The organism is Microbacterium sp. Beta (assembly GCF_005502545.1).
Taxonomy (GTDB): Bacteria; Actinomycetota; Actinomycetes; order Actinomycetales; family Microbacteriaceae; genus Microbacterium; species Microbacterium oxydans.
In genome coordinates, this window is the sequence record NZ_SCOG01000020.1 from 35,992 (window position 1) to 50,480 (window position 14,489).

Sequence of the window (14,489 nt, forward strand, 5' to 3'; positions counted from 1 at the left end):
CGGGTGGGCTGAAGGCTGATTACGATGACGAAGTGACCCGTGAGATCAGAGTGCTGGACCTGTTCGCCGGGGCGGGTGGACTCACGGCGGGGCTTCATGCGGCCTCGGACCGATTCCGAACCGTCGGCGCAGTGGAGGTGGATCGTGCAGCCGCGGCCTCGTATGAGGCGACCTACGGTGAAGGCATCGTCTACGCAGGTGACATCAAGACATGGCTCGCCGAGGAGGAAGTGCCGCGCGCGGACTTGATCATCGGAGGCCCTCCCTGCCAGGGATTCTCCAGCCTTGGGAAACAGGACGTAGAGGACGAGCGCAACTCGCTCTGGCAGGAGTACGCGCAGACGATCCGGCGCGCACGACCGAAGTACTTCGTGGTCGAGAACGTCGCCGAGTTCAAGAAGTCGCCTCAGTACCGACAGTTCAAGGAAGCAACCTCCGAGGGCGGAATGCTCGCTGAGTACGACTTCCGGGCGGAAGTCTTGAACTCTGCGGACTTCGGGGCTCCGCAGTCTCGACGACGAACGGTGATCATCGGCTACCGCAGAGATCTTGGCTTTCCGGGCTTCCCTGAGCCGACGCACTCGGCCGCTCCCGAGATCGACGGACTGAAGCCATACGTGACCGTGAAGGACGCGCTCGGTCGCCTGCCCCGCGTTCCCGACCGTGACGAACTGTTCGATCGCCGTCGGACCGAGTTCGCGGGCAGGCAGTACGCAGGGGCATTCTCAGTACGCGATCTGCACTGGAGCCGTAGGTACACAGATCTCTCGCTCAAGCGGTTCGCCGTGATCCCGGCCGGTGGCAACCGACGCAACCTGGAGCCGTATCCGGATCTGATGGCACCGTGCTGGACCACGCACAAGACGGGCTCGGGGGATGTCATGGGTCGTCTCCACTGGGACCGTCCCGCGGTGACGATTCGCACCGAGTTCTTCAAGCCCGAGAAGGGGCGGTACATCCACCCGGAGGAGGATCGGGCGATCACTCACTATGAAGCGGCCGTGCTTCAAGGGTTCGGCCCCGCGCATCGGTTCGTAGGTTCGCGCACGGACATCGCACGGCAGATCGGCAACGCTGTGCCGATTCCTCTTGGTGCCGCGATCGGCCGCCTTCTCTCGGACGTTCTCTGACTCACGGCATCAGCAGTGCGGACTGAAAGTGACAAGGGTGCGCGTACCGGACGCCGGGAGGTCGGATCACCGGAGTGGTGCGCCCGGCTCTTGCGTTCGACGCTCGACGATGCCCTCCCGCTGATCGCCGACGCGCTGGCTGCTGGCGCCGATCTCGTTGAGGGTGCCCCGCGCACGGCGCTCCGCGAGTTCGTGGAGGGGCATGAATGCGCTGAGTTCCTCGCCGAAGTGGTACTGCAGAGCAAGATCGATATGGAGCGCTCGATCCGCGCGGTGGCTGACCTCGTCGGTGGAGTCATCACGCTTTTCGAATCCGGCGGCGCCCCTGTGAGCGCTATGGTTCTCGCGCGATCGGCTGGCGAGGCGATCCTGCGCTTTTGCCACATTCATGACCCAAAGGTCTCACCAGCCCACACCTTGTTGCGGATGAGCGCGTACCAGCTCGAGTCGATCGAGGACAACCTTCGTACTGCGGAGGCGTTCGGCGTTCACGGCGACAGTGACGCTCGTGAGTCACGTGAGAACATCACCACCATGCATGGCTACCTCGAGAGCAATGGGTTCGTGCGCCTCGCCGGACAACGTCGCGCTGAGTTCACAGTGAACCTCACCTTCTGCGAAGAGACCGAGAACGTCAGCTTCAACACCACCGATGCGTACAAGCGCTACCTGCCGGTCGGCTACTGGGACTGGGCGCTGGGTTCGGGCGCAACCCACACTCGAGGGTGGTTTCTCCCGAACGTCGTGGGCACATACGATGAGGCGCCATTTATGGATAGCCGGGAAGTAGCGATCACGGTGACCTTGCAGATCCTCGAGCTCGCAAGTGCCTTCGCAGCGGCGCTTGGCGGGCACGCGGGAACGGACGTAGACGAGTACCAGCGGAAGATTCATCAGCGTCGGATCGGAGTCACGGCAACGGACTTCACGACCGGGCAGCCTGTCGGTCATCGTGAGTATGGGCAACGGCAAGTGTCACCGACGTTTCCTCTTGGTACGGACGGGTCAAGCTTCCTCGAGCGTCAGTAAAGCCTGGCGTGCAGTCCGGCTCGGTGCGTCGGGTCCCGTTCATGCTCTGAACTCAGTTGGATCGAGCGCGCGAATCAGGTGAGAGACTCGCTGTTGATCAGGCATTGGCCAGTACAGGTGCCGTCGGTCAAGCAGGCAGTGGATAGCACCGGCGGCCGCGAGCGCCTCGAGTAGGTCTCCTGGGGACATGATCAGGAGGCCGAATGGGCGAAGCGCTTCCTTTGCCGCGAGCACCCCCTTGTCGCGTGTGAGGAAAACATGGAGGCGGCTTTGAACGGCTTCAGCAACAAGGCGGCGGTCGTTCCCCGCGGGGACCATGGCGAGGGCGTTCTGCAGTGCAGATCTCGGGAGCAGGAGCGTGTCGATCCGCAGACTCTCGTCGTCGGCGACCAGGGCGAGTGCGTCACAGAACTCTCGCCATGCCTGCCGCCGTCTCGCGCGTCGTTCATCGGACAGCGGGGTTCGGGAATCGGCGATCGTTCCTTCGAGGATGTGGAATCTGATATCTCGGACAACCCATAAGCTGATGATCACTTGTAGGGCCTCAAGCTCTTCGCCGTACTCGCCCGGGCATCGTTCCGCGAGGGACTCGTTGTCCCAGAGGGCGGCCCCATGGTCGAAATAGTCGAGCAGAAGGTTGGTGTCCCATGCGACGTGTAGCGGTCCTCGCCCGGATCGACCGAGGAAGAGATGCCGAGCCTGGTGGTAGACGAAGTGCGGGCCTTCAGGGGTGGGCACCTTTATCGGCCAATCGAGTGTGCCGGAGCGGCGGATCCTGTAGATCATGTTGCTCGTCATCTCCGCCCCTCGGCGTTCTAGATCCACAACCCGTTGGTTGTGATGAAGGAAGCTGATGGACGCCACCAGATCATGATCGCATCGGTAGACGTTGACTCGCCGCGCTAAATAAATCATCCGACAACGTTTCCAGCACGGAGCTCCACGAGGCGCCGCTGCGGGCCGAGCCCCCCTACTACTGGCGCCGAAGCTGTGCTGATGCGGAGCCAGAGGGACAGAGCGGCGTGTAGGAATCCGCCATCTCATGTGGAATCCCGACCGGAAGCCACTGCCAATTACCGTGGATTCCCGAGTAACGGCTGCCATCTCGAGCGGAAACCTACATGACCCGGGGATTCCGGCGCTGATCGCGTTCCACCTCTGAAGGTTGCCGACCGAAACGCATACGCTCACGCAACATCGGATGCGGTGGGGTGGACATATGAACCCCTCTGCTCGCCCTCGTGCATCCTCCGGTCCCCGGCTGCTCGTCGCGGGTCTCGCGGCGCTGGCGGTCGTCGCCGTCACACTGACGCCGCGCCGATTCGCGGGTCCTGCCCGCGCGCTCTTCATGGACTTCGCCCACGTCTTCGCCGCGCCGCTGGTCGAACTGATGAGCTATCTCCAGCTGGAGAGCACTCTCAATGCTCTGCTCTTCGTGCCGCTCGGAACCGCAGTGGCGCTCGCGCTCAGCAGGCGCCTCTGGATACTCGCGCCCGTGTTGGTGTTCGGTGCATCGTTCGCGATCGAACACGTACAGGCCTCGATACCCGGTCGCGTTCCCGACGTGCAGGACATCGTCTGGAACACGGTGGGCGGCGTCGTGGGAGCAGTCGTGGTGGGGATCGTCCGAACAGTTCTCCGGCCGATCCGCCGATCTCGCGCTGGCGACGGGAAGTAGTCGTTGATGCTGCTCCGGTAGCGGTCGGCCCGGTCCTGGCCCGCACGAACACCGAGTCGGCGCCGAGCCCGCGTTCGAGCGGAATCGGCAGGATCGAGTCGATCGTCGGCGGTTCTCGGCCTGGTCGGACATACGCCGGTCGCTCAGGATGGACTCTCCGAGATGGACGGGAGAGCATCACGGTGACTGTCTATTGGGTGAACACGTTCACGAGCATTCGAGATCACGAAACGCTTGCGCGGTACGTCGAGCGCGCAGGTCCCGCGATGCGGGCCGGGGGCGGAAGGTTCCTCGCGCGGGGTGCGCCTCTCGCAGTGCTGGAAGGCGAGTCGGCGTTGCGCACGACGATCATCGAGTTCCCGGATCTCGAGGCTGCGGTGGCGGCGTACCATTCCGAGGCCTATCAGGAGGCGCTGCGCATCCTCGGTGATGCCGCGACGAGGGAGATCCGGGTGATCGCGGCGGTGCCGGCGGCGGACTGAGCCCGGCGACAGTGCGCCTCCGCACCCGAGAGGATGCGGAGGCGCACTGCGGAGCGCCGGGCTCAGCCCACCGGTTCCGTCGTGAAGGTCACCGCGAAATCCGGAATCTCCTTCGGGAGGAAGGATGCGGAGCCGACCTCGACGGGAGTGGTGTCTTCGATGGACACGTTCCCGGGACCGGGGGGAACCCGGAGCAGGAACTTCTCGATCCGGAGGATGGAGCCGGTCGGGGGATTGACCGTCAGGCGGAAGCGGGCGTCGTCGGTCTCGTACACCAGGATCTTGTCGGCGGAGGCGTCGTTCTCAACTGCCATCCCGTCTGCCAGGGCGAGTGCCTCCAGGAACGTCGCGCGATACTCCGGGGAGGCGGAGAGGATGGGCACTGAATGTCCGAGTTCGTTGAGCATATGCTCCGCGGCGGGGATGTCGAGCCGTTCCTCGATGCTCGCGTACAGTCCGTTCGACTCCGGTTCGCCGTCCATGGGCATCCTCGCCGCTTCTGCTTTGGCAGCGATCAGTTGATCCTCCATGCCGGTCGTCCATGCGGCGAGGAAGGCCGCGGGGTCCGACGGGAAGTCGGTGGTCGACACCGGGAGTTCCCCGATGGGAGGGGCGTCGACGTCGACATCGCGCACCGTGAGGGGCTCCGCGCCGATGGGGAAGGATGACCCGTAGTACGAAGTCCAGACGCGGTGGACGGCCGTGGCGTCGCCGTAGGTCTCGGTGGCGTGCAACTCGGTGTGCGACGTCTGTGACGAGCTTCCGTCCGCCGCATGGAGATACGTCACAGCCGATTCGGTGACGACGGCACCCGTGGCATCCGTCCTGAAGCTGCCGAACGGAGGGGACTGCTCATTCCGACCACCGACGAGGCGCAGGTGTCTGGTCGCCATGGTCACCTGGACCGGCTGCGCGGCAGCCGATCGGATGGAGGCCGCGGTCTCGTTGAGATAGGTCGATGCCGAGGCGGCCGGCGGTTGGCCGACGACTCCCGGCGGGATGAGTACGGAGGCGGCGACGGCGACCGCGGCGACCGCCGTGCCCGCGAGGGAGATCCCGATGATCCGTCCGAGTGGGCGGCGACGTCGCGACTGCGCGATCGCCTGGTGGAGGGCGCGGCGAGGTGCCTGCGGCGATGTGGGGTAGGTGGGCTTCATCTCCCGCACGGTGTCAAGGATGTCCATGGATGGTCTCTTTCTCGGCAAGTCGGATGTGGGTGGTCGCCGCGCGCGGCCGGTGGGGTGGAGCCGCCGGCGGCGGAGGAGCGGCGAGCTTCGCCCTGATGCGGCTGAGGCGTGAACGCACGGTACCGACCGGGATCGCGAGCGCCGCGGCGATCTGCTCGTATGTGAGATCGCCGCGGCGTGCAGGAAGAGCACCTCGCGGTCACGGGCCGTCAGCGCGGCGATGCGGGGGTAGAGGCGCTCGATCTCGCCTGCTGCATCGAGCTGCGAGGAGGAGCGGTCGTGATCGTCGGCAGCCACCTGGTCGTGCTGACCGACGGACGCCTGCAGCGCGCGCCAGTGTTGCGCCTGGTCCCTTCGGTGCTGTCCGAGGACATTCGTCGCGATGCCCATCAGCCAGGGCAGCGCGGAACTCCGCGTCAAGTCGTAGCGCCTCCGCTTGCGGAACGCGATCAGGAACGTCTCGCTCACGATGTCATCGCTCGCAGCCGGTCCGACGCGGCGGGCGACGTAGGCCGAGACGGCGCCGATATGTCGCTCGAAGATCTCGGAGAACCGTTCCGCGGCCTCGAGCGATTCGCGGATGATGTCGTTGTCGTTGCTCACACTAGGTATTCGTTCGGCACGGAGATCCGGTTCCATCGGGCGGCCTGCGTCGGCGACGAAAGTGCATCAGGTGTCGCTCTCCGCCCGCTCTCCTCCCGGTGATCGCGGCAGGACCCGGGTGGTCGCTCCCGAAGCGGCGACCACGACCGCGAGTGCCGCGAGACCCCAGGGAAGCGTCGCCGCCACCGCGACGGCTCCGATCAGCAGCGGCCCACCGGCATCGCCGAGCTCGCGGCCGAGTTCGGCCGTGCCCATCGTGCGCCCCATCCGTTCGGGTGGTGTCGTCTCGGCGAGATGCGCGAAGGCGAAAGGCGTCGAGACGCCGATCCCGATGCCGAGCAGGGCGGCGGCGACGTAGAGACACGGGAGCACGGAGACGAACGCGGCGACCAGGATGCCGGCCGTGATCACCGCGAGGCCGAGTGTCATCGCGGTCCGATCGCTCAGGCGGCCGCTGTCGCGGAGCCTGCCCGCCCAGGGCTGGGTGAGTGCCGAGCTCAGCGCCAGAACCGAGGCGATCGCGATGCTCGCGAAGAGGGGAGCACCTTCACTGCTGGCGAGAGCGGGGAGGAAGCCGATCGCCGCACCGAGCGCGCCGGTGGACGCGGCGAGCACGAGCGTCGGGATGAGGAAGCCCCGCTCCGTCGTCTGACGGACCAGGTCGGCGACCGTGTACCGGGGTCGAGGTAGCGGCTCGAGTCGGGGCAGGGAGATCGCCACCCAGATCGCGGTGAGGACGGCGAGCGCGCTTAGGCACGTGAAGAGGAGGGGGAAGCCGCCCAGGAAGATCAGTGCGGCGCCGAGGAGAGGACCCAGTGTGTAGCCGAGGCCCTTCCAGGATCCGTATCTGCCGAAGTATCGCCCCTTCGCGCCCGGGGCCGCGAGCCGTGCGACCGTCGCCGAGGAAGCGGGCGAGAACGCCGAGGCTGCGGCGCCCTGCCCGAGCCGTGCGATCGCGAGGGCTGCCGTGCTCGACGACCACACCCCGACGAGCGATGCGACGCCGAAGGCCAGAAGCCCGAACACGATCACCGGCTTGGCGCCGATCCGGTCGGACAGCGAGCCGAAGACGGGTTTGAGGAACACCTCGGCGAGGTCGTAGATCGCCAGAAGCGCTCCCAGACGCAGGAGGTCGAGACCGATGTCCCCGCCGGTCGCCCCGATGCCTGCGGCGATGCTGTGGGCGCCGAACGCCGTCACGAAGCCGGCTGCATACAGCGGTGCGACCTGGCGGGTCGCCGGTCCGATCGCGGTCGGCAGGCTCACGTGTGGACGGCCTGGTAGACGAGGTCGGCGAACCGGGCGAGATCCTGAACGCACGCGGCCAACTCGCGGTCGGCGTCCTTGGACGAGGCGGAGTCGAACACGTCGCGGGCGCGGATCGTGCGGTGCCAGCGCTGCAGTCGGTCGAGGCTCTGCTCCTCCTCTTCGAGCTCGGCCAGCGTGAACTTCTTCTTCTCGATCTCACGCGCGATCTCGGCGCGGTACTTCGCGCAGTCGGCGACGAACTCCGCCCAGTCGTCTGCTCTCGCGGCGTCGAAGAGCTTCCGAAGTGCGGCGGTGTCACCGCCGTCGGCCTGGGTGCGAAGCACGAGGATGTCGCCGTTGCCGCGCTGTGCGAGCGCGCGCGCCCGGTCGACCCCCTCGACGCACGCAGGCACATCTGGCGTGACCCAGGTGCCCTGCCCTGCGGGTACCGCACCGAACTGACGCAGCTCGCGCCAGACCGCGACGCGATGCCGCGAGGGTGATGCGGGTACCTGCACCAGGAGCACGAGCCAGCCATCCGATTTCGTCACACTCGAAACTGTAACAGGTGTTACATCCATCTGTGGGCGAGACCTCGATAGCGTGGAGTCCGATCATCGCGAGAGCGGGGAGGGCCATGGCTCAGCAGGAGACGGAGGATGCGCGCGTGCGCGACGGGTATGCGGCGCGTGCGGTCGAGTACACGGAGTTGTTCGGCGACATCGCGCAGATGGATGACGTCGACCGGGAGCGCATCGGTCGCTGGGCGGACGGCGTCGACGGACGCATCCTCGACGTGGGGTGTGGTCCTGGACACTGGACGGCGTTCCTCGTCGAGCGCGGTGCCGATGCCGAGGGCATCGACCTGGTGCCGGACTTCATCGCCGGCGCCTCGGCGCGATTCCCCCACATCTCGTATCGGACGGCGTCTCTGGCCGATACCGACATCCCGCCCGGTTCCTTGGGCGGCGTGCTGGCTTGGTACTCGCTGATCCACGCGACTCCGGATGGGCTTCCGAATCTGCTCGAGGCCGCTCGCCGCGGGACCCGTGAGGGCGGACATCTGCTGGTCGGCTTCTTCGACGGGGCGGACGGGCAGCCTTTCCCGCACGCCGTCACGACGGCGCACTACTGGTCGGTGCAGGGTATGTCGAACCAGCTCGAGCGCGCCGGCTTCTCGGTGCTCGACAGCGAGACCAGGGTGCAGGAGAGAAGGCGCCCGCACGCATCGATCAGCGCGGTCGCGATCTGATCGATGCGCACGGTGCCTGAGCGGATCAGGCGAGACCGCGGAAGAACCTGCGGATGTCGTCGGCCAGCAGCTCCGGCTCCTCCATCGCCGGGAAGTGCCCGCCCGCGGCGAACTCGCTCCAGTGGTCGATCGCACCGGCGGGATCCATCGTGCGCCGGATCAGGGGATGCGCGTCGAAGACGGCCCAGCCGGCGCGCACCCCGGAGGGCATGACGAAGTCCAGCTGGGCGTGCTCCGACTCGTAGAAGAACTGCGCGACTGAAGCACCGCTGCGGGTGAACCAGTAGAGACTCACGTTCGTCAGGAGCTGGTCGCGGTCGACGTCCGGCGCCCCGTACCCGCCGTCGATCCTGCGCTTGAACTTCTCCACGATCCACGCGAGCTGGCCGACGGGCGAGTCGGTGAGGGCCGGTCCGACCGTGTCGGGTCGATGGTTGTGCATGCCGACGTAGCCGCGTTCCGCAGCGCTCGCAGCATGTGCGGCCTCGAGCTGGGCGAGCTCTTCCTCGGACAGACCATCGGGGGCGGGGAACATGGTGCCGACCAGTCCGAGCCACACGCGGTCGCTGGCGAAGTGCGTGCCGATGACGTGCTCCGGGTGCAGCGCGGCCAGTCTGCCGATGATGCCGGTGCCGACGTCCGTGCCGTGCGCCGCGAACTGGTCGTAGCCGAAGCGCGTCATGATCTCGGTGTAGGCGTCGGCGGTTCGAGCCAGATCCCACCCGGTGCCGGAGAGCGGGTTCGAGAACCCCAGTCCGGGCAGGGACGGGATGACCACGTGGAAGTCGTCCGTCAGCAGCGGGATCAGTCGCTGGTACTCGATGAACGACGCCGGCCAGCTGTCGCTGAGAAGCAGAGGCGTGGCTGCCGGGTTCGCCGAGCGCACATGGAGCACATGGAACGTCTGACCGTCGACGACGGTCGTGAACTGCTCATGCGCGTTGAGGGCCCTCTCCTGCGCCCGCCAGTCGAATCCATCGCGCCAGTGATCCGCGAGCTCCTGCAGGTAGGGAAGCGGGATCCCCCGGCTGAAGTCGGTGCGATCGTCACGTCCGGGAACGGGGAGCGGCCAGCGCGTGCGGGTCAGACGATCGTGCAGGTCATCGATGGCATCCTGCGGGATGTCGATGCGGAAAGGGCTGAGGGAGGTGTTCTGTGTCATGCTGTTGACGCTCTCAGGCAATGCGGAAGACCAGCTTCCGCATTTGCTGAGAGGATCAGACATGCTCGAGACCTCGGCCCGTCTGCTGGAACTGCTGTCATTGCTTCAGCTCAGACGCGACTGGACGAGTTCCGCACTCGCCGACCGACTGGGTGTGAGCACGAGGACCGTGCGCGCCGACATCGGCAAGCTCCGCTCGCTCGGTTATCCGGTGGATGCGCGCCCCGGCGTCGCGGGCGGATACCGCCTGGCCGCCGGAACCGCGATGCCTCCGTTGCTGCTCGACGACGACGAGGCGGTCGCGGTCGCCGTCGGGCTGGGGGTGGCCGCCACCTGGCGGCTCGGCGTCGAAGAGACCTCGCTCACCGCCCTCGCGAAACTCGAGCAGGTCATGCCCTCGCGACTGCGCCGTCGCGTCGACGCGATCCGTGAGGCGACGAGTGTGGTTCCTGGGGCCGAACCCCCGCTCGACCTCGCGGCGCTCAGCACGGTCGCCGCGGCCGTCCGTGCCCATGAACGGCTTCGCTTCGGCTACACGAAACCCGGCGGAGACGAAGAGAAGCGGCACACCGAACCGCAGCGCCTGGTGAGCTGGGGGTCGGTCTGGTACCTGCTCGCGTGGGATCTCGATCGAGACGACTGGCGCATCTTCCGCGTCGATCGCATGGTTCCACGGGCGTCGACCGGTGTGCGCTTCCGGCCCCGCGCGATCCCGGAGGGCGACGTCGTCGAGTACGTCGTCCGCAGGGTGACGAAGGCGTCCACCTCATGAAGCTGAGGCGGTACCCCCGGGCAGGCGGAACGTCGTCCTCGGGATGTCGTCCACGAAACGGTGCGCCAATGCGAAGGCCTGTTCTTCGGTGAGCCGGTGCTCGGAGACGAGTGCCGCCAGGTAGCCGGCGTCGAGTCGTCGTGACATGTCGTGCCGGGCGGGGATCGAGCAGAAAGCCCTGGTGTCGTCGACGAACCCGCTCGTCTTCGTGAACCCGGCACTGTCCGTCACCGACCGCCGGTAGCGGGCGATCGCGTCGGGGGTGTCGAGGAACCACCACGGCGCACCGGCGTAGACGGACGGATAGAAGCCCGCGAGTGGTCCGATCTCACGGCTGAACGCTGTCTCGTCGACCGTGAACAGCACCATCCGGAACGTCTCGTTCGTGCCGAAGTCGTTGAGGATCGGGGTGAGCGGCCGCGTGAAGGCGGCGACGTCCGGAAGGTCGTGTCCGCTGTCCGAGCCGAACCGTGCGAGTGTGTCGCGGTGGTGGTTGCGGATGACGCCGGGATGTAGTTGCATCACCAGCCCGTCGTCGGACGACATCTCCGCCAGTCGGTAGAGCATGTTGCGGCGGTACGCCGTCGCGTCTTCCGCCGTGACTTCGCTCCGGAGCCCCGCGGCATGGATGCGCTCCGCATCGGCACTCGTGAGCGGCTGCGATCCGGCATCGAGCACCCCGGTGTCGGTCGCTGTGCCGCCCGCTGCCCGGAACGCGGCGCGGCGGCGGCGCAGAGCCTCGAGCAGCCCGGCGTAGCTCCCGGCATCCGCACCCGCCGCCTCCGACAGATCCGCGATCGCGCTCGCCCACCCTGCGGACGACGGATCCATGTAGCGGTCGGCGCGGAACGTCGGGAGCACATGCCCGTGGAAGGAAGGATCGTCGCGCAATCGTGCGTGAGCTGCGAGATCGTCTGCGGGATCGTCGGTCGTCGCGAGCACTTCGATGCGGAAGCGATCGAACAACGCCCGCGGATGGAACGCGGCGGTGTGCAGCTGCGCGTCGATGTGTGCGTAGAGCTCGTCGGCGTTGCCCGCACTCGGCTGCTCCGTCACCCCGAACACCTCGGCCAGCGAGGTCTCGAACCAGTAGCGCACCGGGGTTCCGAGGAACACATCCCAGTTCGCGCAGAACGCCCGCCACACTTCTTGCGGATCAGCGGGCGCGGCTCCCCGGCCCAGCGCGTCGAGGGGCACGCCGACTGCGTGGAGCAGACGCAGCACGTAGTGGTCGGGCGTGATCAGCAGTGTCGCAGGGTCTGGGAAGGGCTTGTCGTCGGCGAGCAATGCAGCATCGACATGGCCGTGCGGGGAGAGGATCGGCGCGGCAGCGACGGTGTCGTACAGCCTCCTGGCGAGCTCTCGCACGCCGGGGTCGGCGGGGAGGAGTCGGTCGACGTGCGGGCTGAGTTCTCTGCTCATGATTCTCCTCCAGGGGTACGGCGCGGTGCGGAGCCGGTCGACTCCCGCACGGTCAGATGGGTCGGCAGCGCGGCGATGTGGCGGCGGGTGAGTGCGCTCGCGCCGATGCGCTCGCTCTGCAATCGATCGAGCAGCATCGATACCGACAGCCGTGCGGCCTGTTCGACCGGAGCGGTGAGGGTGGTCAGCGGCGGGTTGCAGAAGTCGGCGCCGAAGATGTCGTCGCAGCCGACGATGCTCATGTCCTCCGGAACACGCACGCCTCGTTCCTTGAGCCGGATGAGCATGCCGATCGCGAGGAGGTCGTTGAACGCCACGCACGCGGTTGCTCCGGTGTTGAGTGCCGCATCCGCCGCGGCGGCGCCCGCTTTGGTGCGCGGCTGGTACGGCCCCACCTTCGTGTACTCGATGCCGAGCCGCTCGCACGCGGCCGCCACGGCCCGCCAGCGCAGGTTGCTCGCCCAGCTCGTCGGAGGGCCCGCCACGTAGCAGATGCGTCGATGGCCCAGCGAGGCGAGGTGCTCGACGGCCTGGTCGAAGCCGAGCGGTGTGTCGATGAACACCGACGGCACTCCCGGCACCGCCCGGTTCAACGCGACGAGCGGGAGCTCGGCACTGAGCTCAGCCAGCCGCTCATCGGACAGGCGGGAGGCGGTCAGGATCGCACCGTCGTACGAGCTGCGCAGCTCTTCGAGCGTGCTCTCCTCCATCTCGGGCGACTCCTCGGTATGCACGAGGATCTGCGAGTATCCGGCGACGCGAAGAGCCTGCTGCGTGCCCCGGATGATGCCGAAGTAGAACGGGTTCGTGACGTCCGACACGAGGACGGCGACCATGCGGGTCGATGGTGTCGCCGAGGCGTTCGACGCGGTGACGGGGGTGTAACCGAGGTCCTTCGCGATGCGGATGATGCGCTCGCGGGTGTCGGGGTTCCCGCGACCGGGGACGGCGAGTGCGCGCGAGGCCGTGGAGATCGCGACGCCGGCGGCATCGGCCACGTCTGCGAGGGTCGGCCGGTGCGGAGGCGGTGTGAGGGACGACATGGGGCAACAGAATCACAGGATGGCAATTACTGGCAATGGATTGCTAACAATTGCCACGCTTGCCTACCTTGGCGGAGACGCAGTCACGTCCACTCACTGTCTCGAAGGAGAGTTCAATGAAGTCTCGACCCCTGATCGCCCTCGGGGCGATGACCGCAGCAGCGATCGCGTTGACCGCATGCTCGGGATCCGGCGCTGGTACGGATGACGGCGGCACCGGTGGCGCTGTCGATGGGACAGGCCAGACGCTCACCGTGATGATGGCCGCGAACGGCCTCTACCCCGAGCAGCAGAAGGAATGGTTCGGGAAGGTCTCCGATGCGTTCGAGGAGAAGACCGGAGCCACCGTCGAGTTCGAGACCTTCGCCAGCGCCAACGACGAGCTCACGAAGATCCAGACCTCCGTGCTCTCCGGACAGGGCCCCGACGTCTACGGTCTCGGCACCACCTTCACACCGACCGCCTACGCGACGGGCGCCTTCGTGAAGCTCACGGATGCCGACTGGGACAAGGTCGGCGGCCGCGACCGCTTCGTGCCGTCGACCTTGGGAATCTCCGGCCCGAGCGAGAAGGATGAGATCGCTATCCCGTTCGTGAGCCGACCGTTCGTGATGGCCTACAACACCGAGCTGCTGGCGGCTGCCGGCATCGAGGAGCCGCCCACGACGTGGGACGAGCTGACGGCTGCGGCCGCGAAGATCGAATCCGGGGATGTGCACGGCCTCGCGATCGGCTACGCCGACAGCTTCGACCCCTGGAAGTTCGTCTGGGGTATGAGTGTGCAGGCGGGCAACCCGCTGATCGACGTCGACGCCAAGAAGGCGGAGATCGACGACCCGGCCGTGGCCGCCGCCTACGACACCTACTTCGGCTGGTACCAGGACGGACTCGTCGACCCGGCATCGGTCGGGTGGAAGAACGCGCAGGCCGTCGCCGCCTTCGCCGAAGGGAAGGCCGGCTTCCTGCCGATGACCTCCGCCAACTCCAAGCCCACGTTCGCTGGCTCACCTGTCGCCGACTCCTACGCCTACGCGCTCCTGCCGACCATCCCGCCGGGGGAGACCGAACTCCCGAAGGGCGGAGAGGAAGCGGCGAGCATCCTCTCCGGTGACAACCTCGTCGTCGCGCAGTATTCGCCGAACCAGGACCTCGCATTCGCGTTCATCGAGATGCTGACCAGCACCGAGTCGCAGCTCGACTACTTCGACACGTTCGGCGAACTGCCGACGGGCGTGGAGGCGGCGGCACAGGTCGAGAAGGACAACCCCGATCTGAGCGCCAACGTGCAGGCCGCCTCGCAGTCGGTGGCCACCCCGTTCACGGGCGCCTGGGGGGACACGCAGCTCGCCCTGACCAACGTGGTCGTCCAATCGCTGCCCGCCCTGCAGGGGGGATCGCTCAGCCAGAGCGCGATCGCCGCATCGATCGCCGAGGCTCAGGCGAGCGCGCAGTCGGCGCTCGACAAGTCCAAGTAGCGACGC

The 14,489-nt window shown here is 67.0% G+C and carries 14 protein-coding genes; 7 read left to right on the forward strand and 7 right to left on the reverse strand.

Annotated features, from left to right (window positions below):
• The first annotated feature begins 32 nt into the window (after window positions 1–32).
• Window positions 33–1,130, forward strand: a complete 1,098-nt coding sequence (locus FFS56_RS15915; RefSeq protein WP_233437347.1) for a DNA cytosine methyltransferase — start codon at window positions 33–35, stop codon at window positions 1,128–1,130.
• Between the two features lie 90 nt (window positions 1,131–1,220).
• Window positions 1,221–2,159 carry a hypothetical protein gene (locus tag FFS56_RS15920; protein ID WP_127012842.1) on the forward strand — a complete coding sequence of 313 codons (939 nt, stop codon included), beginning with the start codon at window positions 1,221–1,223 and terminating at the stop codon, window positions 2,157–2,159.
• Between the two features lie 39 nt (window positions 2,160–2,198).
• Here the strand turns inward: FFS56_RS15920 and FFS56_RS15925 are convergent, their stop codons facing one another.
• Window positions 2,199–2,957, reverse strand: a complete 759-nt coding sequence (locus FFS56_RS15925; protein ID WP_127012841.1) for a hypothetical protein — start codon at window positions 2,955–2,957, stop codon at window positions 2,199–2,201.
• Between the two features lie 421 nt (window positions 2,958–3,378).
• Here FFS56_RS15925 and FFS56_RS15930 point away from each other — a divergent pair, with 421 nt between their 5' ends.
• Both FFS56_RS15930 and FFS56_RS15935 read left to right on the forward strand, forming a co-directional pair.
• Window positions 3,379–3,837, forward strand: a complete 459-nt coding sequence (locus FFS56_RS15930; protein ID WP_127012840.1) for a VanZ family protein — start codon at window positions 3,379–3,381, stop codon at window positions 3,835–3,837.
• Between the two features lie 182 nt (window positions 3,838–4,019).
• Window positions 4,020–4,319: a DUF1330 domain-containing protein gene (locus FFS56_RS15935; RefSeq protein WP_046748534.1), complete on the forward strand. Its 300-nt coding sequence runs from the start codon at window positions 4,020–4,022 to the stop codon at window positions 4,317–4,319.
• Between the two features lie 62 nt (window positions 4,320–4,381).
• On the opposite strand, the gene FFS56_RS20695 is transcribed toward FFS56_RS15935, so the two are convergent.
• The 3 genes from FFS56_RS20695 to FFS56_RS15950 form a co-directional block, all read right to left on the reverse strand.
• Entirely contained in the window at window positions 4,382–6,109 is a 1,728-nt protein-coding gene (locus FFS56_RS20695) for an RNA polymerase sigma factor (RefSeq protein ID WP_212742674.1), read from the reverse strand.
• A gap of 66 nt (window positions 6,110–6,175) precedes the next feature.
• On the reverse strand, window positions 6,176–7,375 hold the full coding sequence (locus FFS56_RS15945) for an MFS transporter (protein ID WP_127012837.1): 1,200 nt from the start codon (window positions 7,373–7,375) through the stop codon (window positions 6,176–6,178).
• On the reverse strand, window positions 7,372–7,908 hold the full coding sequence (locus FFS56_RS15950) for a Chromate resistance protein ChrB (protein ID WP_231589713.1): 537 nt from the start codon (window positions 7,906–7,908) through the stop codon (window positions 7,372–7,374). Before FFS56_RS15950 ends, FFS56_RS15945 begins: the two co-directional genes overlap by 4 nt.
• An 86-nt stretch (window positions 7,909–7,994) precedes the next feature.
• Here FFS56_RS15950 and FFS56_RS15955 point away from each other — a divergent pair, with 86 nt between their 5' ends.
• Window positions 7,995–8,609 carry a class I SAM-dependent methyltransferase gene (locus FFS56_RS15955; RefSeq protein WP_046748538.1) on the forward strand — a complete coding sequence of 205 codons (615 nt, stop codon included), beginning with the start codon at window positions 7,995–7,997 and terminating at the stop codon, window positions 8,607–8,609.
• A 25-nt stretch (window positions 8,610–8,634) separates the two neighbouring features.
• Here the strand turns inward: FFS56_RS15955 and FFS56_RS15960 are convergent, their stop codons facing one another.
• A complete protein-coding gene (locus FFS56_RS15960; RefSeq protein ID WP_127012836.1) occupies window positions 8,635–9,771 on the reverse strand; it encodes an epoxide hydrolase family protein in 1,137 nt (378 codons plus the stop codon).
• A gap of 61 nt (window positions 9,772–9,832) precedes the next feature.
• On the opposite strand from FFS56_RS15960, the gene FFS56_RS15965 reads away from it, so the two are divergent.
• Window positions 9,833–10,543 carry a WYL domain-containing protein gene (locus FFS56_RS15965; protein ID WP_208644282.1) on the forward strand — a complete coding sequence of 237 codons (711 nt, stop codon included), beginning with the start codon at window positions 9,833–9,835 and terminating at the stop codon, window positions 10,541–10,543.
• Here the strand turns inward: FFS56_RS15965 and uxaC are convergent.
• Both uxaC and FFS56_RS15975 read right to left on the reverse strand, forming a co-directional pair.
• Entirely contained in the window at window positions 10,538–11,965 is a 1,428-nt protein-coding gene (uxaC, locus tag FFS56_RS15970; RefSeq protein ID WP_046748540.1) for a glucuronate isomerase, read from the reverse strand. The genes FFS56_RS15965 and uxaC overlap by 6 nt on opposite strands.
• The gene (locus FFS56_RS15975; protein ID WP_046748541.1) at window positions 11,962–13,008 is read right to left on the reverse strand and encodes a LacI family DNA-binding transcriptional regulator; all 1,047 of its coding nucleotides are present in this window, start codon (window positions 13,006–13,008) and stop codon (window positions 11,962–11,964) included. Before FFS56_RS15975 ends, uxaC begins: the two co-directional genes overlap by 4 nt.
• A 116-nt stretch (window positions 13,009–13,124) precedes the next feature.
• Between FFS56_RS15975 and FFS56_RS15980 the strand changes: the two genes are divergently transcribed.
• Window positions 13,125–14,483: an extracellular solute-binding protein gene (locus FFS56_RS15980; RefSeq protein WP_046748542.1), complete on the forward strand. Its 1,359-nt coding sequence runs from the start codon at window positions 13,125–13,127 to the stop codon at window positions 14,481–14,483.
• Window positions 14,484–14,489: the final 6 nt, after the last annotated feature.

Bases quoted from the DNA above. Each gene is read 5' to 3' on its own strand.
- FFS56_RS15925 (WP_127012841.1), bottom strand. From the start codon at position 2,957: ATGACGAGCAACATGATCTACAGGATCCGCCGCTCCGGCACACTCGAT.
- FFS56_RS15930 (WP_127012840.1), top strand. From the start codon at position 3,379: ATGAACCCCTCTGCTCGCCCTCGTGCATCCTCCGGTCCCCGGCTGCTC.
- FFS56_RS15955 (WP_046748538.1), top strand. From the start codon at position 7,995: ATGGCTCAGCAGGAGACGGAGGATGCGCGCGTGCGCGACGGGTATGCG.
- FFS56_RS15960 (WP_127012836.1), bottom strand. From the start codon at position 9,771: ATGACACAGAACACCTCCCTCAGCCCTTTCCGCATCGACATCCCGCAG.
- FFS56_RS15965 (WP_208644282.1), top strand. From the start codon at position 9,833: ATGCTCGAGACCTCGGCCCGTCTGCTGGAACTGCTGTCATTGCTTCAG.
- uxaC (WP_046748540.1), bottom strand. From the start codon at position 11,965: ATGAGCAGAGAACTCAGCCCGCACGTCGACCGACTCCTCCCCGCCGAC.
- FFS56_RS15975 (WP_046748541.1), bottom strand. From the start codon at position 13,008: ATGTCGTCCCTCACACCGCCTCCGCACCGGCCGACCCTCGCAGACGTG.
- FFS56_RS15980 (WP_046748542.1), top strand. From the start codon at position 13,125: ATGAAGTCTCGACCCCTGATCGCCCTCGGGGCGATGACCGCAGCAGCG.